The sequence below is a fragment of the Yokenella regensburgei genome, assembly GCF_003634235.1.
GTDB lineage: Bacteria > Pseudomonadota > Gammaproteobacteria > Enterobacterales > Enterobacteriaceae > Yokenella > Yokenella regensburgei.
This window is the reverse complement of the sequence record NZ_RBIZ01000007.1, coordinates 137432-153870: the sequence shown is the minus strand read 5'-3', so window position 1 is coordinate 153870 and position 16439 is coordinate 137432. Positions and strand designations below refer to the sequence as shown.

The window sequence follows — 16439 nt, the reverse complement described above, 5'->3', positions numbered from 1 at the left end:
AAAGGGGAGATAAAATCTCCCCTTTTGGCTTAACTGATTGAGTGATTTGGCTAATTATTCGCCAGATGCCTGCTGAGTTTCAGACTTACCGTAGATAAGCAGCGGTGCAGACTGACCGGCAATAACCGATTCGTCGATAACCACTTTTTCAACATCTTCCATCGACGGCAGATCGTACATGGTATCGAGCAGCGCCGCTTCAACGATTGAGCGCAGACCACGGGCACCGGTTTTACGTGCCATCGCTTTACGCGCGATAGCGTCCAGCGCTTCGTCACGGAACTCCAGATCCACGCCTTCCAGGTTAAACAGCGCCTGATACTGCTTGGTCAGCGCGTTTTTCGGCTCTTTGAGGATCTGAATCAGCGCTTCTTCGCTGAGCTCGCTCAGGGTAGCTACCACCGGCAGACGACCGATGAACTCAGGGATCAGACCAAACTTGATCAAATCTTCTGGCTCAACCTGCGACAGCAGTTCACCTTCGTTAGCTTTTTCCGATTTCGCTTTCACCGTTGCGCCAAAACCAATGCCGGAGCCGGTTTCAACACGATTCGCGATCACTTTGTCGAGGCCTGCGAATGCCCCGCCACAGATGAACAGGATTTTCGAGGTATCAACCTGCAGGAACTCCTGCTGCGGATGCTTACGGCCACCCTGCGGCGGTACGGCTGCTACGGTGCCTTCGATAAGCTTCAGCAGTGCCTGCTGTACGCCTTCGCCGGAGACATCGCGGGTGATCGACGGGTTATCCGATTTACGGGAAATTTTGTCGATCTCATCGATGTACACAATGCCGCGCTGGGCTTTCTGTACGTCGTAGTCACATTTCTGCAGCAGCTTCTGGATGATGTTTTCGACATCTTCACCCACGTAACCTGCTTCGGTCAGCGTGGTAGCATCAGCCATAGTGAACGGGACATCCAGCAGGCGCGCCAGCGTTTCAGCCAGCAGAGTCTTACCGGAACCGGTCGGGCCAATCAGCAGAATGTTGCTCTTGCCCAGCTCAACACCATTGCTGGTATCGCCGTTGCGCAAGCGTTTGTAGTGGTTGTACACCGCCACTGCCAGCACTTTTTTCGCTGGTTCCTGACCGATAACATAATCGTCCAGGTGATGACGGATTTCATGCGGCGTCGGCAGAGCACTACGCTCACGATGCGGAGCCACTTCTTTAATCTCTTCGCGGATGATGTCGTTACATAAGTCGACACATTCGTCGCAGATATACACGGACGGACCGGCAATCAGCTTACGCACTTCATGCTGGCTTTTGCCGCAAAAAGAGCAGTACAACAGTTTGCCCGAGCCATCTTTGCGTTTATCTGTCATGAGTCCAAACCTCTTCTTAAGTTCTTTGTGCCGCACATGACGACGCAAATGCCAGTCTTAACGGAGTACCGCCTTCTACAGTATAGCGGCACTCCACACCCTGACATTATTTACGATGGGTCAAAATGGAGTCGACCAGGCCGTACTCAACCGCTTCGCCTGCGGACAGGAAACGATCGCGTTCAGTGTCGTTCTCAATCTGTTCAAGGGATTGACCCGTATGATGCGCCATAAGTTCATTCATGCGCGCTTTAACCTTCAGGATCTCTTTGGCGTGGATTTCAATATCCGTCGCCTGGCCCTGATAGCCGCCCAGCGGCTGGTGAATCATCACGCGGGAGTTAGGCAGACAGAAACGTTTGCCCTTCGCGCCCGCCGTCAGCAGGAATGCGCCCATAGACGCGGCCTGCCCCATACAAATGGTGCTGACGTCTGGTTTGATGAACTGCATGGTGTCGTAGATGGACATCCCTGCGGTGATCACGCCACCAGGTGAGTTGATGTAAAGATAAATGTCTTTTTCCGGGTTTTCCGCTTCCAGAAACAGCATTTGCGCCACAATCAGGTTCGCCATGTGGTCTTCCACCTGGCCGGTCAGAAAAATAACGCGTTCCTTAAGCAGACGGGAGTAGATATCAAAAGAACGTTCACCACGTGAGGTCTGTTCGATGACCATCGGCACCAGAGCCATGTGGGGTGCAAAGTTATCTCGTTCGCCACTGTATGACATTTCCGTCTCCTGGATAAAATTTGAAAAAACCTGCTGCACTGATTGTAACCCTACCGACAGAATATCAGCCAGTCACATGTTGTCGTATTGCTGGTTATGGGTACGACACTTGCATGTTTCAAGCATAACAACCTTTTTCTGAACTGTAACCTTTCTGTGATGGATGAGAAACGTGCAACATCCCTCAGCGCCATAAAAAAACCCGTCACCAGAGGCGACGGGTTTTTCACATAACCGGCTAACCGTTAAGCGGAATTACGCCTGCTGGTTCATCAGCTCGTTAAAGGTAGTGGCTTTATCAGTCACTTTCGCTTTTTCCAGAACGGTTTCAACAGCTTGTTCTTCCAGAGCGACGTTACGCATGTTGTCCATCAGCTCTTTGTTTTTGCTGTAGAACTCGATAACTTCTGACGGATCTTCGTAGGCAGAAGCCATTTCTTCGATCAGACCCTTCACACGCTCTTCGTCAGCTTTCAGCTCGTGGGTACGGATAACTTCACCCAGCAGCAGACCAACAACAACGCGACGTTTAGCCTGCTCTTCGAACAGTTCACGCGGCAGTTCCAGAGCCTGTTTCTCGTTGCCACCGAAACGCTGTGCAGCCTGGCGACGCAGAACGTCGATTTCGCTGTCGATCAGGGCAGACGGGATATCGATGTTGTTGGCGTTAACCAGACCTTCGATAGCCTGAGACTTGATGCGGTTACGCACGGCGCCTTTCAGCTCGCGTTCCATGTTCTTACGAACTTCGGTACGCAGGCCAGCAACGGAACCGTCTTCTACGCCAAAGCGCTTGATGAAGTCAGCGGTGAATTCCGGCAGTTCGCGCTCTTCAACTTTCTTCAGGTTGATAACGAACTTCGCTGCTTTACCTTTCAGGTTTTCAGCGTGGTATTCTTCCGGGAAGGTCACTTCGATGGTGAACTCTTCGCCTGCTTTACGACCTTTGATACCGTCTTCGAAGCCCGGGATCATGCGGCCCTGGCCCATAGCCAGTACGAAATCAGTCGCTTTACCGCCTTCGAATTCTTCACCGTCTACAGAACCGATGAAGTCGATGGTGACACGGTCTTCAGCGTCAACAGCGCCTTCTTTGTCTTTCCAGGTCGCCTGCTGCTTACGCAGGGTGTCCAGCATGCCGTCAACGTCGGTGTCGGTCACTTCAACAACCGGTTTTTCAACTTCGATAGTTTCCAGGCCTTTCAGCTCAACTTCCGGATACACTTCGAATTCTACCGCGTAGGTGAAGTCTTCACCCAGCTTGTATTCGCCCGGAACGTAGTTCGGAGCGCCAGCCGGATTGATTTTTTCTTTGATGATCGCGTCGATAAAGTTGCGGCTCATCAGGTCACCCAGCACGTCCTGGCGAACAGAAGCGCCATAACGCTGAGCAACAACAGTCATCGGTACTTTACCCTTACGGAAGCCGTCAATGCGTACTTTTTTCGCAACGTTGACCAGCTCGCTTTTTACAGCAGTTTCGATGCTGTCAGCAGGGATAGTAATCGTTACACGGCGGCCAAGGCCCTGAGTGGTTTCAACTGAAACTTGCATCTTGTTACCTCAAAAAAATCACAGTGCTCGGTCAACTCTGAATCAGACTGCGCATTACCGGGAGAGAACTCAATCGCCATCCCTGTCGCCAGAATCATCCCGAAGACGTTCCATAAAATAAGACGCCGCATTATAGCGGCATCACTTGGGGGAGTCGAGGACGGTGGTCGCCTGTTGCTGCGGCTTTTTTCACAAATTCAAGCGATGATTCGTTCAAAAATCACGCCACACGTTCAAAACTCAGGAAAAACAAAACGGCCAGACGGCCGTTTTCTCATATTCTGTACGCAACATACTGGAAAAGTTCCGTACGTTGCAATGCGTTTTGCTAGGCGATACTACCAGCTCCGCGGCAAGGAGGCGACGCGAAGACGGTATCCTGCAGGTTTTCCCACTCCTTTACGGTGTAGGTATGCAGCGCCAGCGCGTGCACCGTGGTAGAGAGTTCTGCCGTCAGGGTGCCGTAGATCATACGATGCCGATTGAGGAAACGTTCGCCGGTAAAACGATCGCTGACCAGAACCACTTTAAAATGGCTTTCTGAGCCGGCAGGTACGTTATGCCGATAACTTTCGTCTACCACCTCCAGGAATACGGGTGCAAATTCGGTTCTTAATTTCTCTTCGATTTGTTCACGTATCATCATGACATTACTCCTCCGACAACGCTGAGATGCCGCCTTTACTTTTAAATGTTAGCCGCTTTTACCGCTTCCATTACATCAAGACAACAAATATTTAGCTTTCGTCCTATATTCTCAGCCAAACGGGTGAAGTTAACTGGTTTGCTCCTCCTTTTGGCGGCTAAAAAGCCCGACCGCACGCCGTAAGGTCAGAAAACGCACAACACGATGAAATTACATGCGTTGCCCACTTCCCCTCATCGATGGCGATGTTATGATGGCGGGAAATTTTCTAAACCACATCACCACCATCACCCAAGCGTTGAGAGCCTGACATGTTGAAAAAAATCCTCTTTCCGTTGGTAGCCCTGTTTATGCTGGCCGGATGCGCCACACCGCCTACCACGATTGACGTCAATCCTAAAATTGCCCTGCCGCAGCAGGATCCGAGCCTGATGGGCGTAACCGTCAGCATTAACGGCGCCGATCAGCGCAAAGACCAGGCGCTGGCGAAAGTCACCCGCAACGACCAGCTGGTCACCCTGACCGCCTCCCGTGACCTGCGTTTCCTGCTGCAGGAAGTGCTTGAGAAGCAGATGACCGCACGCGGTTACATGATTGGCCCAAGCGGTGCGGTGGATCTGCAGATCATCGTTAACCAGCTGTATGCTGACGTTTCTCAGGGTAACGTTCGCTATAACATCGCGACCAAAGCCGATGTCGCTATCATCGCTACCGCGAAGAATGGCAACAAGATGACCAAGAACTACCGTGCGAGCTATACGGTTGAAGGTGCTTTCACCGCAACCAACCAAAATATCGCTAACGCCGTTAACAGCGTGCTGACTGACACCATCGCCGATATGGCGCAGGACACCAGCATTCACGACTTCATTAAGCAAAACGCCCGTTAATCGCGGCAGTCTGACCCGGCGCCCTGCCGGGTCAGCGTTCAGGACTCATGGCCAATCACTACTTACGTATTTTTCAGCAACCTAAATCAGCCATTCTGCTGATCTTAGGCTTTGCCTCCGGGCTGCCGCTGGCGCTCACCTCCGGCACGCTACAGGCGTGGATGACGGTCGAGAATATCGATCTCAAAACCATCGGCTTCTTCTCTCTTGTTGGCCAGGCTTACGTCTTTAAGTTCCTCTGGTCGCCGGTAATGGACCGCTATACGCCACCGTTCCTTGGCCGTCGTCGCGGCTGGCTGGTCACCACGCAAATTCTCCTGCTAATTGCCATTGCGGCCATGGGTTTCCTCGAACCCGGCACTCAGCTGCGCTGGATGGCGGCGCTGGCGGTGGTGATTGCGTTTTGCTCCGCCTCGCAGGATATCGTGTTTGATGCCTGGAAGACCGACGTGCTGCCAGCCGAAGAGCGTGGTACCGGTGCGGCAATCAGCGTACTGGGCTATCGCCTGGGGATGCTGGTTTCCGGTGGTCTGGCGCTGTGGATGGCCGATAAATGGCTGGGCTGGCAAGGAATGTACTGGCTAATGGCGGCGCTGCTGGTGCCGTGTATCATTGCCACGCTGCTCGCGCCGGAGCCAAGCGATGTTGTCCCGGTACCGAGAACCCTCGAGCAGGCGGTGGTTGCACCGCTGCGTGATTTCTTTGGCCGCAACAACGCCTGGCTAATTCTGCTGCTTATTGTTCTTTATAAGCTTGGCGATGCGTTTGCCATGAGTCTGACCACCACTTTTCTTATCCGCGGCGTCGGCTTTGATGCCGGTGAAGTCGGGATGGTGAATAAAACCCTCGGTCTTATCGCGACGATTATTGGTGCCCTGTATGGTGGGGTGCTGATGCAGCGCCTGAGCCTGTTCCGTGCGCTGCTGATTTTCGGCATTCTGCAGGGGGTATCTAACGCCGGTTATTGGCTACTTTCCATCACCGACAAGCACCTGATGTCGATGGCGGTGGCGGTGTTCTTCGAAAACCTGTGCGGCGGGATGGGCACCGCAGCGTTTGTGGCGCTGCTGATGACCCTGTGTAACAAATCCTTCTCGGCAACGCAGTTTGCGCTGCTGTCGGCGCTCTCCGCCGTAGGACGCGTATACGTAGGGCCCATTGCCGGCTGGTTTGTGGAAGCCCACGGCTGGCCAACGTTCTATCTGTTCTCCGTATTTGCCGCCGTACCGGGCATTCTGCTGCTGCTTATCTGCCGTAAGACGCTGGAATATACCCAGCAGACCGAAAGCTTCATGATGCGTCGTCACTTCAGCGGTGCTTATCAGTTTGCGCTATATCTGCTGCTGCTCGGCTGTCTGCTGCTGGCGCTGTGGCTTATCATGCTGGCGCTGAACGCCATCGACTACACCAGCTTCTCGTTCCTCGCGGGGCTGCTGGAAGTCGCGGCTCTGATCGCCATCGCTGGCGTTCTGCTGGGGGCCATACTGGATTACCTGGCGCTACGCCGGACAGAAGAGCATAAGCTTGCCTGAAGCATAGTGACCGTTGTAGTTGCCAGAGGTAATTATAACGGTCATTTGCTATTTATTTTTTACTTGTTAATTTGTGCGCTTTAGATTCTGGAAATTACTGGCAACTTTAACTGCCTTTTATTTCTTTAACCGATTCAGCTGATGAATAATTATTTTTTTGTTCTTTTCGTGTCTTTTTATTGATAACTTTTTGTTAATTATTTGTGTATTTTTGGTGATGGTTATACCAATTATCCCCCTCCCCCTTCGTTTACTCCTTCATTCGTTATAACGCCCGTGCGGCGCGGCTTTTGTCTGAAATTTATACATATATAGCAACATATGTGACATGCACGGCAGAACATGGCAACACATAACTGACAGTACTCCAATGATGTTTACAGTAATGTAACCTTCCCGTAAAATGCCCCCACACTTTAAACGCCACCAGATCCCGTGGAATTGAGGTCGTTAATGAGACTCAGGAAATACAATAAAAGTTTGGGATGGTTGTCATTAATCGCAGGCACTGTGTTACTCAGTGGCTGTGATTCTGCGCTACTTGACCCCAAAGGACAGATTGGACTGGAGCAACGCTCACTGATACTGACGGCCTTCGGCCTGATGATGATTGTCGTTATTCCCGCCATCTTGATGGCAGTTGGTTTCGCCTGGAAGTACCGTGCGAGCAATAAAGATGCGAAGTACAGCCCTAACTGGTCACACTCCAATAAAGTGGAAGCTGTGGTCTGGACAGTGCCTATCCTTATCATCCTGTTCCTTGCCGTTCTGACATGGAAAACCACACACGCACTTGAGCCAAGCAAACCGCTGGCGCACGAAGAAAAACCAGTCACCATCGAAGTTATTTCTATGGACTGGAAATGGTTCTTCATCTATCCGGAGCAGGGTATTGCCACGGTCAACGAAATTGCCTTCCCGGCAAACGTTCCGGTGCAGTTCAAAGTCTCCTCCAACTCAGTGATGAACTCGTTCTTCATTCCGCGTCTGGGTAGCCAGATTTACGCGATGGCCGGTATGCAGACTAACCTGCATCTGATTGCCAACGAACCAGGCACCTACGACGGTATCTCCGCCAGCTACAGTGGCCCGGGCTTCTCTGGTATGAAGTTCAAAGCCATTGCCACGCCAGACAGAGCTACTTTCGACCAGTGGGTCGCAAAAGTGAAGCAGTCTCAGAGCACCATGAATGATATGGACGCTTACGAGAAACTGGCGGCACCTAGCGAATACAACAAGGTGGAATATTTCTCCAGCGTGAAACCAGACCTGTTTGTTGAGGTACTCAACAAGTTCATGAGTCACGGTCACATGAACATGGCACCGGCTGCTGAAGGTGAGCACAGCTCACATGAAGCGATGGAAGGCATGGACATGAGCCACGCGGAAACCGCTCACTAAGGGGCCGAGGAAGAAAACGATGTTCGGAAAATTGACACTGGATGCAGTGCCCTACCATGAACCCATTATCATGGTTACGGTGGCTGCGATTATCATCGGGGGTCTGGCGGTTCTCGCCGCGATCACTTACTTCGGTAAGTGGTCTTACCTCTGGAATGAGTGGCTGACGTCTGTCGACCACAAAAAACTTGGCGTGATGTACGTCATCGTCGCCATCGTCATGCTGCTGCGTGGCTTTGCCGATGCGGTCATGATGCGTAGCCAGCAAGCGCTGGCATCTGCAGGTGAAGCGGGCTTCCTGCCGCCTCACCACTACGACCAGATCTTTACCGCGCACGGCGTGATTATGATCTTCTTCGTAGCGATGCCATTCGTTATCGGTCTGATGAACCTGGTGGTTCCGCTGCAGATCGGTGCTCGCGACGTTGCGTTCCCGTTCCTGAACAACCTGAGCTTCTGGTTCACGGTTGTCGGCGTGATTCTGGTGAACCTGTCACTGGGTGTGGGCGAATTCGCACAGACCGGTTGGCTGGCTTACCCGCCGCTCTCGGGAATTGAGTACAGTCCGGGTGTTGGGGTCGATTACTGGATTTGGGCGTTGCAGCTCTCCGGTATCGGTACAACGCTGACGGGTATTAACTTCTTCGTGACCATCATCAAAATGCGCGCACCGGGCATGACCATGTTCAAGATGCCAGTGTTCTCCTGGGCATCGCTGTGCGCCAACATTCTGATTATCGCGTCCTTCCCGATCCTGACCGTCACCATCGCGCTGCTGACCCTCGACCGTTACATTGGTACCCATTTCTTCACCAATGACATGGGCGGCAACATGATGATGTACATCAACCTGATCTGGGCCTGGGGCCATCCGGAAGTGTATATCCTGGTTCTGCCAGTCTTCGGGGTATTCTCTGAAGTGGCGGCAACCTTCTCGCGTAAACGTCTGTTTGGTTACACCTCTCTGGTGTGGGCAACCGTCTGTATTACCGTGCTGTCGTTCATCGTTTGGCTGCACCACTTCTTCACCATGGGTGCGGGCGCGAACGTAAACGCCTTCTTCGGTATTGCTACGATGATCATCGCAATCCCAACCGGGGTTAAGATCTTCAACTGGCTGTTCACCATGTACCAGGGCCGTATCGTGTTCCACTCAGCGATGCTGTGGACCATCGGCTTCATCGTCACCTTCTCCGTAGGTGGGATGACCGGCGTACTGCTGGCCGTACCGGGTGCTGACTTCGTACTGCACAACAGCCTGTTCCTGATTGCTCACTTCCACAACGTTATCATCGGTGGTGTAGTATTCGGTTGCTTCGCGGGTATGACCTACTGGTGGCCGAAGGCGTTTGGCTTCACCCTCAACGAAACCTGGGGTAAGCGCGCGTTCTGGTTCTGGATCATCGGCTTCTTCGTGGCATTTATGCCGCTGTACGTGCTGGGCTTCATGGGTATGACCCGTCGCCTGAGCCAGCAGATTGACCCGCAGTTCCACTCAATGCTTATCATCGCAGCTTGCGGCGCAGCACTGATTGCTCTGGGTATCCTGTGCCAGCTGATTCAGATCTTCGTTTCTATTCGCGACCGCGAGCAGAACCGTGACCTGACCGGTGACCCATGGGGTGGCCGTACGCTGGAGTGGGCAACCTCTTCTCCTGCGCCGTTCTACAACTTTGCCCACGTGCCGCACGTTCATGAGCGTGATGCATTCTGGGAAATGAAAGAGAAAGGCGAAGCGTATAAGAAACCTGCGGGTTACGAAGAGATCCACATGCCGAGAAACAGCGGCGCGGGTATCGTCATTGCCGCTTTCGCAACCATCTTCGGTTTTGCCATGATCTGGCATATCTGGTGGATGGCGATCGCCAGCTTCGCCGGCATCATCATCACCTGGATTGTGAAAAGCTTCGACGAGGACGTGGATTACTACGTACCGGTTGCGGAAATCGAAAAACTGGAAAACCAGCATTTCGATGAAATCACTAAAGCAGGGCTGAAAAATGGCAACTGATACTCTGACGAACGCGAACGCGAACGCGCACGCCCACGCGCACGAACATGGGCACCATGATTCAGGGCCGACCAAGATTTTCGGCTTCTGGATCTACCTGATGAGCGACTGTATTCTGTTCTCGATCCTGTTCGCGACCTATGCCGTTCTGGTGAACGGCACTGCAGGTGGCCCAACAGGTAAAGACATTTTCGAACTGCCGTTCGTCCTGGTTGAAACCGCACTGCTGCTGTTCAGCTCCATCACTTATGGCATGGCGGCTATCGCTATGTATAAGAACAACAAGAGCCAGGTTATCTCCTGGCTGGCGTTGACCTGGCTGTTCGGTGCCGGATTTATCGGGATGGAAATCTATGAATTCCATCACCTGATCGTTGAAGGCATGGGCCCGGATCGCAGCGGCTTCCTGTCAGCGTTCTTCGCGCTGGTAGGTACCCACGGTCTGCACGTGACTTCCGGTCTTATCTGGATGGCAGTGCTGATGTTCCAGGTGGCTCGTCGCGGCCTGACCAGCACTAACCGCACCCGTATCATGTGCCTGAGCCTGTTCTGGCACTTCCTGGACGTGGTGTGGATCTGTGTGTTCTCTGTAGTTTATCTGATGGGGGCGATGTAATGAGTCATGCAACCGATCACGGCGCTTCCCACGGTAGCGTAAAAACCTACATGACAGGTTTTATCCTGTCGATCATCCTGACGGTTATCCCGTTCTGGATGGTGATGAACGGTACAGCTTCCCATGGTGTTATCCTGGGTACTATTCTGGTATCAGCTGTTGTACAGATCCTGGTTCATCTGGTTTGCTTCCTGCATATGAACAGCAAGTCAGACGAAGGCTGGAACTTAACAGCCTTTGTGTTCACGATCCTTATCATCGCCATTGTGGTGATAGGTTCAATCTGGATTATGTGGAACCTCAACTACAACATGATGGTTCGATAAGAGCGGCGCGTATGTTTAAGCAATACCTGCAAGTCACAAAGCCTGGCATCATCTTTGGCAACCTGATCTCCGTGATCGGCGGTTTCCTGCTGGCCTCTAAAGGCCACATCGATTACCCGCTGTTCGTCTGGACGCTGGTCGGGGTGTCTCTGGTGGTCGCATCTGGCTGCGTATTCAACAACTACATCGACCGTGATATCGACAGGAAGATGGAAAGGACCAAGAATCGGGTGCTGGTAAAAGGCCTGATCTCTCCCAAGGTCTCGCTGGTGTACGCCACCTTGCTGGGTATTGCTGGCTTCATGCTGCTGTGGTTTGGCGCCAATCCCCTGGCCTGCTGGCTGGGGGTGATGGGGTTCGTGGTTTATGTCGGCGTTTACAGCCTGTACATGAAGCGCCACTCCGTCTATGGCACGCTGATTGGCTCTCTCTCCGGCGCTGCGCCGCCGGTGATTGGCTACTGCGCGGTGACTAACGAGTTCGACAGCGGTGCGCTGATTCTGCTGGCTATTTTCAGCCTCTGGCAGATGCCGCACTCCTATGCCATTGCGATTTTCCGCTTCAAGGATTATCAGGCAGCGAACATTCCGGTTCTGCCGGTCGTGAAAGGTATCTCCGTTGCCAAAAACCACATCACGCTCTACATCATCGCCTTCGCTATTGCGACGCTGATGCTCTCGCTTGGCGGTTACGCCGGATACAAATATCTGGTGGTGGCTGCTGCGGTGAGCGTCTGGTGGCTTGGCATGGCGCTGCGTGGTTATAAAGTCGAAGATGACAGAGTCTGGGCGCGTAAGCTGTTCGTCTTTTCCATCGTCGCTATCACCTCGCTTTCCGTGATGATGTCCGTCGATTTCATGGTTCCGGATTCACACAGCCTGCTGACTTACGTCTGGTAAGTTTTTCAGTGCACAAAAAACCGGGTTGATACCCGGTTTTTTTATGCCTGCCGTTCAGGGTGAGACTTTTACTGCGCTGGCGTTGAACGCTCCGGTACCGCGCGAACCGTTCACGCTTTCCAGTACACCCTTTTTCACCGTACCGTTCGGGTTCAGTGTCACAAACAGCGTGTTGATTTTCCCTGACGCTGTCCCTGCAAATTCCCCGACGATGGGCACAAAGCTGATAGCATCCTTTGTGAGACCATCCCAGACGTACATCATCACCTTGTTACCATCGTCATCAAAGACGTAGCTGTGCGGCTTACCATATTTTGCCTCTACGGTAGCCTCAACGGTGGTCCCTGGAATAAGGAACTGGTTAATTTTCTCCTGAGACGCGGTAATCAGCCAGTCAGCAGTGCCACCCGGGTGGAATGCAACATGCTTTTGCACAACACCGTTATCGACCAGCGCCACCAGCCCCGTCGTCGTCGGCCCGCTGGTTGGTGTATTTGCCCAAGTGGAGCGCCACAGGTAGTTGAGTTTGCCTTTTTCCGTTGGCGTTATCGCCTTCTGCTCACCAAATTTTGTTTTCAGCTCGGCAAGTGAGGTTTGGCCATCAATAATACTGCTCTGGGTCTGTAACACCGACGCCTCACTCAGTGCCGGCGGTTTCGGCATTAAAACACAGCCAGAAAGTGTCAGCGCCAGAACGCTTATCACCATCCCTTTTCTCAACATATTTATGCCCTTTCGTTCAGAATGACCGAATAAAAAGCTGAATAATCACAACACCTTGTTTTTATTGAGGGATTAATTTCCCTTAAATACGTTACCCGGTTTACCGCAGGGCGTTAACCCCCTATATTTCACGGTTTTCCCCGCCCCTCTTCGGCAATATCTGTTAAACAAAGAGTTATTTACCCCCACCGAGGGGCGAACTACACTATGCCCTGCATTTAAAAAGAGGTGGTAATGAACGATTACAAAATGACACCGGGTGAATTGCGCGCGACCTGGGGTTTAGGGACCGTATTTTCTCTGCGCATGCTCGGCATGTTTATGGTCCTGCCAGTTCTGACCACATATGGCATGGCGCTGCAGGGTGCCAGCGAAGCGCTTATCGGGTTAGCCATTGGTATTTATGGCCTTGCTCAGGCCGTTTTTCAGATCCCTTTCGGGCTTATTTCTGACCGTATTGGTCGCAAACCGCTTATCATCGGCGGGTTGGCTATTTTCGTGGCGGGTAGCGTTATTGCTGCCCTATCTGATTCTATCTGGGGCATTATTCTTGGCCGGGCGCTGCAGGGTTCAGGGGCGATTGCCGCCGCGGTGATGGCGCTGCTCTCCGACCTCACCCGTGAGCAGAACCGTACCAAAGCGATGGCGTTTATTGGCGTCAGCTTCGGTGTGACCTTCGCTATCGCCATGGTGCTGGGGCCCATCATTACGCATAAACTCGGGCTGCACGCGCTGTTCTGGATGATTGCGGGCCTGGCCACGCTCGGCATTGCTCTGACTCTGTGGGTGGTTCCCAACAGCCAGAATCACGTGCTAAACCGTGAATCCGGGATGGTGAAAGGTTGTTTCAGCAAAGTGCTGATGGAGCCGAGACTCCTTAAGCTCAACCTTGGGATTATGTTCCTGCATATTCTGCTGATGTCGACGTTTGTCGCGCTGCCAGGGCAGCTTGAGGCCGCAGGATTCCCGGCACCGGAGCACTGGAAAATCTATCTGGTCACCATGCTGGTGTCGTTTGTCTCCGTTGTGCCGTTTATCATTTATGCCGAGGTCAAACGCCGCATGAAGCGGGTGTTCCTGACCTGCATCGCGATTCTGCTGATTGCGGAGATTGTGCTGTGGGGGTCGGGCGCTTACTTCTGGGAACTGGTGGCGGGCGTTCAGCTGTTCTTCCTCGCCTTTAACCTAATGGAAGCGCTGCTGCCGTCGCTTATCAGTAAAGAGGCGCCGGCCGGTTACAAAGGTACCGCGATGGGTATCTACTCCACCAGCCAGTTCCTTGGGGTGGCCATTGGTGGCTCACTCGGCGGCTGGCTGGACGGTTTCTTCGATTCGCAAACGGTGTTCCTCGCCGGCGCCTTAATCGCCACGGTCTGGCTGCTGGTTGCCACTACCATGAGTGAACCCCCGTACGTCAGTAGCCTGCGGGTTGAAATTCCGGATGGGGTTGATGCCGATGACGCGCTGCAGGCGCGGCTGCTGGCGACGCCTGGGGTAAGCCAGGCACTGGTCGTTGCCAGCGAACGAACCGTCTACGTTAAGATTGACAGTAAAGTGACCAACAGATTTGAGGTCGAACAGGCGCTAAGTGCAGCATAAAAAAAAGCGGGATAATCCCGCTTTTTTATTAGTCGCGAAAGTTTTTAAACTGGAACGGTTGCCCCAGATTACCGCCGCGAACCAGCGCCATAACAGACTGCAGGTCGTCACGGGATTTCCCGGTAACGCGAATTTCTTCGCCCTGAATCTGTGCCTGCACCTTCAGTTTGCTGTCTTTAATCAGCTTAACAATTTTCTTCTGCACGCTGCTTTCAATGCCGGTTTTGAGCTTCGCTTCAACGAACCAGGTTTTGCCGCTGTGGACAAACTCTTCCGGCACTTCGATGGAGTTCCCTTCAATGCCGCGCTTGAGCAGCTTCGCACGCAGAATATCTAAGAGCTGGTTGACCTGGAAATCAGATTCACTCAGCACCTTGATGCTCTCGTTTTTCTCGTTCAGCTCGATGGTGGCCTCAACGCCACGGAAATCAAAGCGTGATTCCACTTCCCGGGCCGCGTTATCCACTGCGTTTTTCGCTTCCTGAAGATCAACTTCAGAGACAATATCGAAAGATGGCATGTTTTACTCTCCCTCTCTTTTTGATGCGATGCATAATACCTGCAACCTGAGATAACACAACCTGTTATACCGATGATGTCAGGATGTGGGACAAGGCTATAATACAGAGGTTAACACCTGTCGGACGGCAGGTGAGGAGGAAAAATGAAGATTACCGTACTCGGATGCGGTGCCCTGGGGCAGCTCTGGCTGACGGCGTTACAGCGTAGAGGGCATGAACTTCAGGGATGGCTTCGCGTTCCTCAACCCTGGTGCAGTGTCAATGTACAGGATATCGACGGCAGCGTAAGCAATGCGCTGCTGACGGCGAATGATCCGGAGTTTCTGGCCACCAGCGACCTGCTGCTGGTCACCCTCAAGGCCTGGCAGGTTTCAACGGCCGTTAAGAATCTCGCCCGGGAGCTGCCCGCCAGTAGCCCAATTGTGCTCATTCACAACGGAATGGGAACGCTGGATGAGCTAAAGAACCTTGAACAGCCGCTCCTGGTGGGGCTCACCACCCAGGCGGCGCGCCGCGACGGCAACCTGATAATCCATGTGGCAAATGGTACCACTCATCTGGGGCCTGCCAATGAAAAGGCGCAGCAGCACAGCGAACTCGCCGATATTCTGCATGCGGCGTTACCTGATGTCGCCTGGCATAACGATCTCGGTACCGCCAGCTGGAAGAAGCTCGCGGTAAACTGCGTGATAAACCCGCTTACCGCCCTGTATGATTGCCCGAATGGCGATCTGGTGAAGTACCCCGATGAAGTGGCATTGGTCTGTGCTGAAGTGGCGGCGGTCATGCAGCGCGAAGGGCATCATGCCACCGCGGAAGACCTGCTTTTTTATGTCTGGCAGATTATTGAAAGCACGGCGGGAAACATCTCGTCAATGCTGCAGGATATCCGCGCCCAGCGCCACACCGAGGCCGATTACATCACCGGCTATCTGTTGAGACGCGCGCGGGCCCACGGTATCAGCGTGCCGGAAAACGCCAGATTGTATGAACTGATTAAACGCAAGGAGAATGAATATGAGCGCGTCAGCACTGGTGTGCCTCGCCCCTGGGAGTGAAGAAACCGAAGCGGTGACCACTATCGATCTGCTGGTTCGCGCCGGGATTGCTGTCACAACCGCAAGCGTCGCCAGCGATGGCGCCCTGGCGGTGACCTGTTCGCGCGGGGTGAAACTGCTTGCCGATGCACCGCTGGTGCAGGTGGCAGACGGCGACTACGATGTCATTGTCCTGCCGGGTGGTCTTAAAGGCGCGGAAGTTTTTCGCGACAGCCCGTTGCTGGTAGAAACCGTGCGCCAGTTCCATCTCTCCGGGCGTATTGTTGCCGCGATCTGCGCGGTGCCGGGAACCGTGCTTATTCCCCATGAAATATTTCCGATCGGCAACATGACCGGCTACCCGGGCCTTAAGGAGACGATCCCGGAAGAACACTGGCAGGATAAGCGCGTGGTCTGGGATCCACGGGTCAACCTCGTCACCAGCCAGGGGCCGGGTACATCGATTGATTTTGCCCTGAAGATTATCTCTCTGCTGGTCGGCCGTGAAAAAGCCCACGAGGTGGCATCACAGCTGGTGATCGCGGCCGGGATCTATAACTACTACGAGTAAGCGTGAAGGCCTGATGCCCTCACCCCAGCCCTCTCACAGAGAGAGGGCGGGTAA

General features: G+C 53.2%; 16 protein-coding genes. 10 read left to right on the top strand and 6 right to left on the bottom strand.

The features are described 5' to 3' along the window. Positions 1-54 precede the first annotated feature (54 nt). The 4 genes from clpX to bolA form a co-directional block, all read right to left on the bottom strand. Positions 55-1329 carry an ATP-dependent protease ATP-binding subunit ClpX gene (gene clpX, locus C7387_RS20760; protein ID WP_038254263.1) on the bottom strand — a complete coding sequence of 425 codons (1275 nt, stop codon included), beginning with the start codon at positions 1327-1329 and terminating at the stop codon, positions 55-57. Between the two features lie 106 nt (positions 1330-1435). Next, a complete protein-coding gene (clpP, locus tag C7387_RS20755; RefSeq protein ID WP_038254258.1) occupies positions 1436-2059 on the bottom strand; it encodes an ATP-dependent Clp endopeptidase proteolytic subunit ClpP in 624 nt (207 codons plus the stop codon). A 255-nt stretch (positions 2060-2314) separates the two neighbouring features. Then, entirely contained in the window at positions 2315-3613 is a 1299-nt protein-coding gene (gene tig / locus C7387_RS20750; RefSeq protein ID WP_006818784.1) for a trigger factor, read from the bottom strand. 328 nt (positions 3614-3941) lie between these two features. Beyond that, positions 3942-4259, bottom strand: a complete 318-nt coding sequence (bolA, locus tag C7387_RS20745) for a transcriptional regulator BolA (RefSeq protein ID WP_006818783.1) — start codon at positions 4257-4259, stop codon at positions 3942-3944. Between the two features lie 311 nt (positions 4260-4570). Between bolA and C7387_RS20740 the strand changes: the two genes are divergently transcribed. The 7 genes from C7387_RS20740 (at position 4571) to cyoE (ending at position 11934) form a co-directional block, all read left to right on the top strand. Then, on the top strand, positions 4571-5149 hold the full coding sequence (locus C7387_RS20740; protein WP_006818782.1) for a lipoprotein: 579 nt from the start codon (positions 4571-4573) through the stop codon (positions 5147-5149). 47 nt (positions 5150-5196) lie between these two features. Then, the gene (gene ampG / locus C7387_RS20735) at positions 5197-6681 is read left to right on the top strand and encodes a muropeptide MFS transporter AmpG (protein WP_006818781.1); all 1485 of its coding nucleotides are present in this window, start codon (positions 5197-5199) and stop codon (positions 6679-6681) included. Between the two features lie 453 nt (positions 6682-7134). Then, positions 7135-8082 (top strand): cytochrome o ubiquinol oxidase subunit II, encoded by a 948-nt coding sequence (gene cyoA / locus C7387_RS20730; RefSeq protein ID WP_006818780.1) that lies wholly within the window; start codon positions 7135-7137, stop codon positions 8080-8082. 19 nt (positions 8083-8101) lie between these two features. Next, positions 8102-10093, top strand: a complete 1992-nt coding sequence (cyoB, locus tag C7387_RS20725; protein ID WP_038254255.1) for a cytochrome o ubiquinol oxidase subunit I — start codon at positions 8102-8104, stop codon at positions 10091-10093. Then, entirely contained in the window at positions 10083-10709 is a 627-nt protein-coding gene (locus C7387_RS20720) for a cytochrome o ubiquinol oxidase subunit III (RefSeq protein ID WP_006818778.1), read from the top strand. The genes cyoB and C7387_RS20720 overlap by 11 nt, the downstream gene beginning before the upstream one ends. Beyond that, entirely contained in the window at positions 10709-11035 is a 327-nt protein-coding gene (locus C7387_RS20715) for a cytochrome o ubiquinol oxidase subunit IV (protein WP_006818777.1), read from the top strand. Before C7387_RS20720 ends, C7387_RS20715 begins: the two co-directional genes overlap by 1 nt. An 11-nt stretch (positions 11036-11046) precedes the next feature. Then, entirely contained in the window at positions 11047-11934 is an 888-nt protein-coding gene (cyoE, locus tag C7387_RS20710) for a heme o synthase (protein ID WP_006818776.1), read from the top strand. 54 nt (positions 11935-11988) lie between these two features. On the opposite strand, the gene C7387_RS20705 is transcribed toward cyoE, so the two are convergent. Next, positions 11989-12657, bottom strand: coding sequence for a hypothetical protein (locus C7387_RS20705; RefSeq protein WP_006818775.1), 669 nt, complete (start codon positions 12655-12657; stop codon positions 11989-11991). A gap of 234 nt (positions 12658-12891) precedes the next feature. Between C7387_RS20705 and C7387_RS20700 the strand changes: the two genes are divergently transcribed. Next, the gene (locus tag C7387_RS20700) at positions 12892-14256 is read left to right on the top strand and encodes an MFS transporter (protein WP_120817389.1); all 1365 of its coding nucleotides are present in this window, start codon (positions 12892-12894) and stop codon (positions 14254-14256) included. Positions 14257-14284: 28 nt separating this feature from the next. On the opposite strand, the gene C7387_RS20695 is transcribed toward C7387_RS20700, so the two are convergent. Next, entirely contained in the window at positions 14285-14776 is a 492-nt protein-coding gene (locus tag C7387_RS20695) for a YajQ family cyclic di-GMP-binding protein (RefSeq protein ID WP_006818773.1), read from the bottom strand. A gap of 144 nt (positions 14777-14920) precedes the next feature. Between C7387_RS20695 and panE the strand changes: the two genes are divergently transcribed. Together panE and yajL are read left to right on the top strand one after the other, a co-directional pair. Next, positions 14921-15835, top strand: coding sequence for a 2-dehydropantoate 2-reductase (panE, locus tag C7387_RS20690; RefSeq protein ID WP_038254245.1), 915 nt, complete (start codon positions 14921-14923; stop codon positions 15833-15835). Further along, positions 15795-16385, top strand: coding sequence for a protein deglycase YajL (yajL, locus tag C7387_RS20685; RefSeq protein WP_120817388.1), 591 nt, complete (start codon positions 15795-15797; stop codon positions 16383-16385). Before panE ends, yajL begins: the two co-directional genes overlap by 41 nt. Positions 16386-16439: the final 54 nt, after the last annotated feature.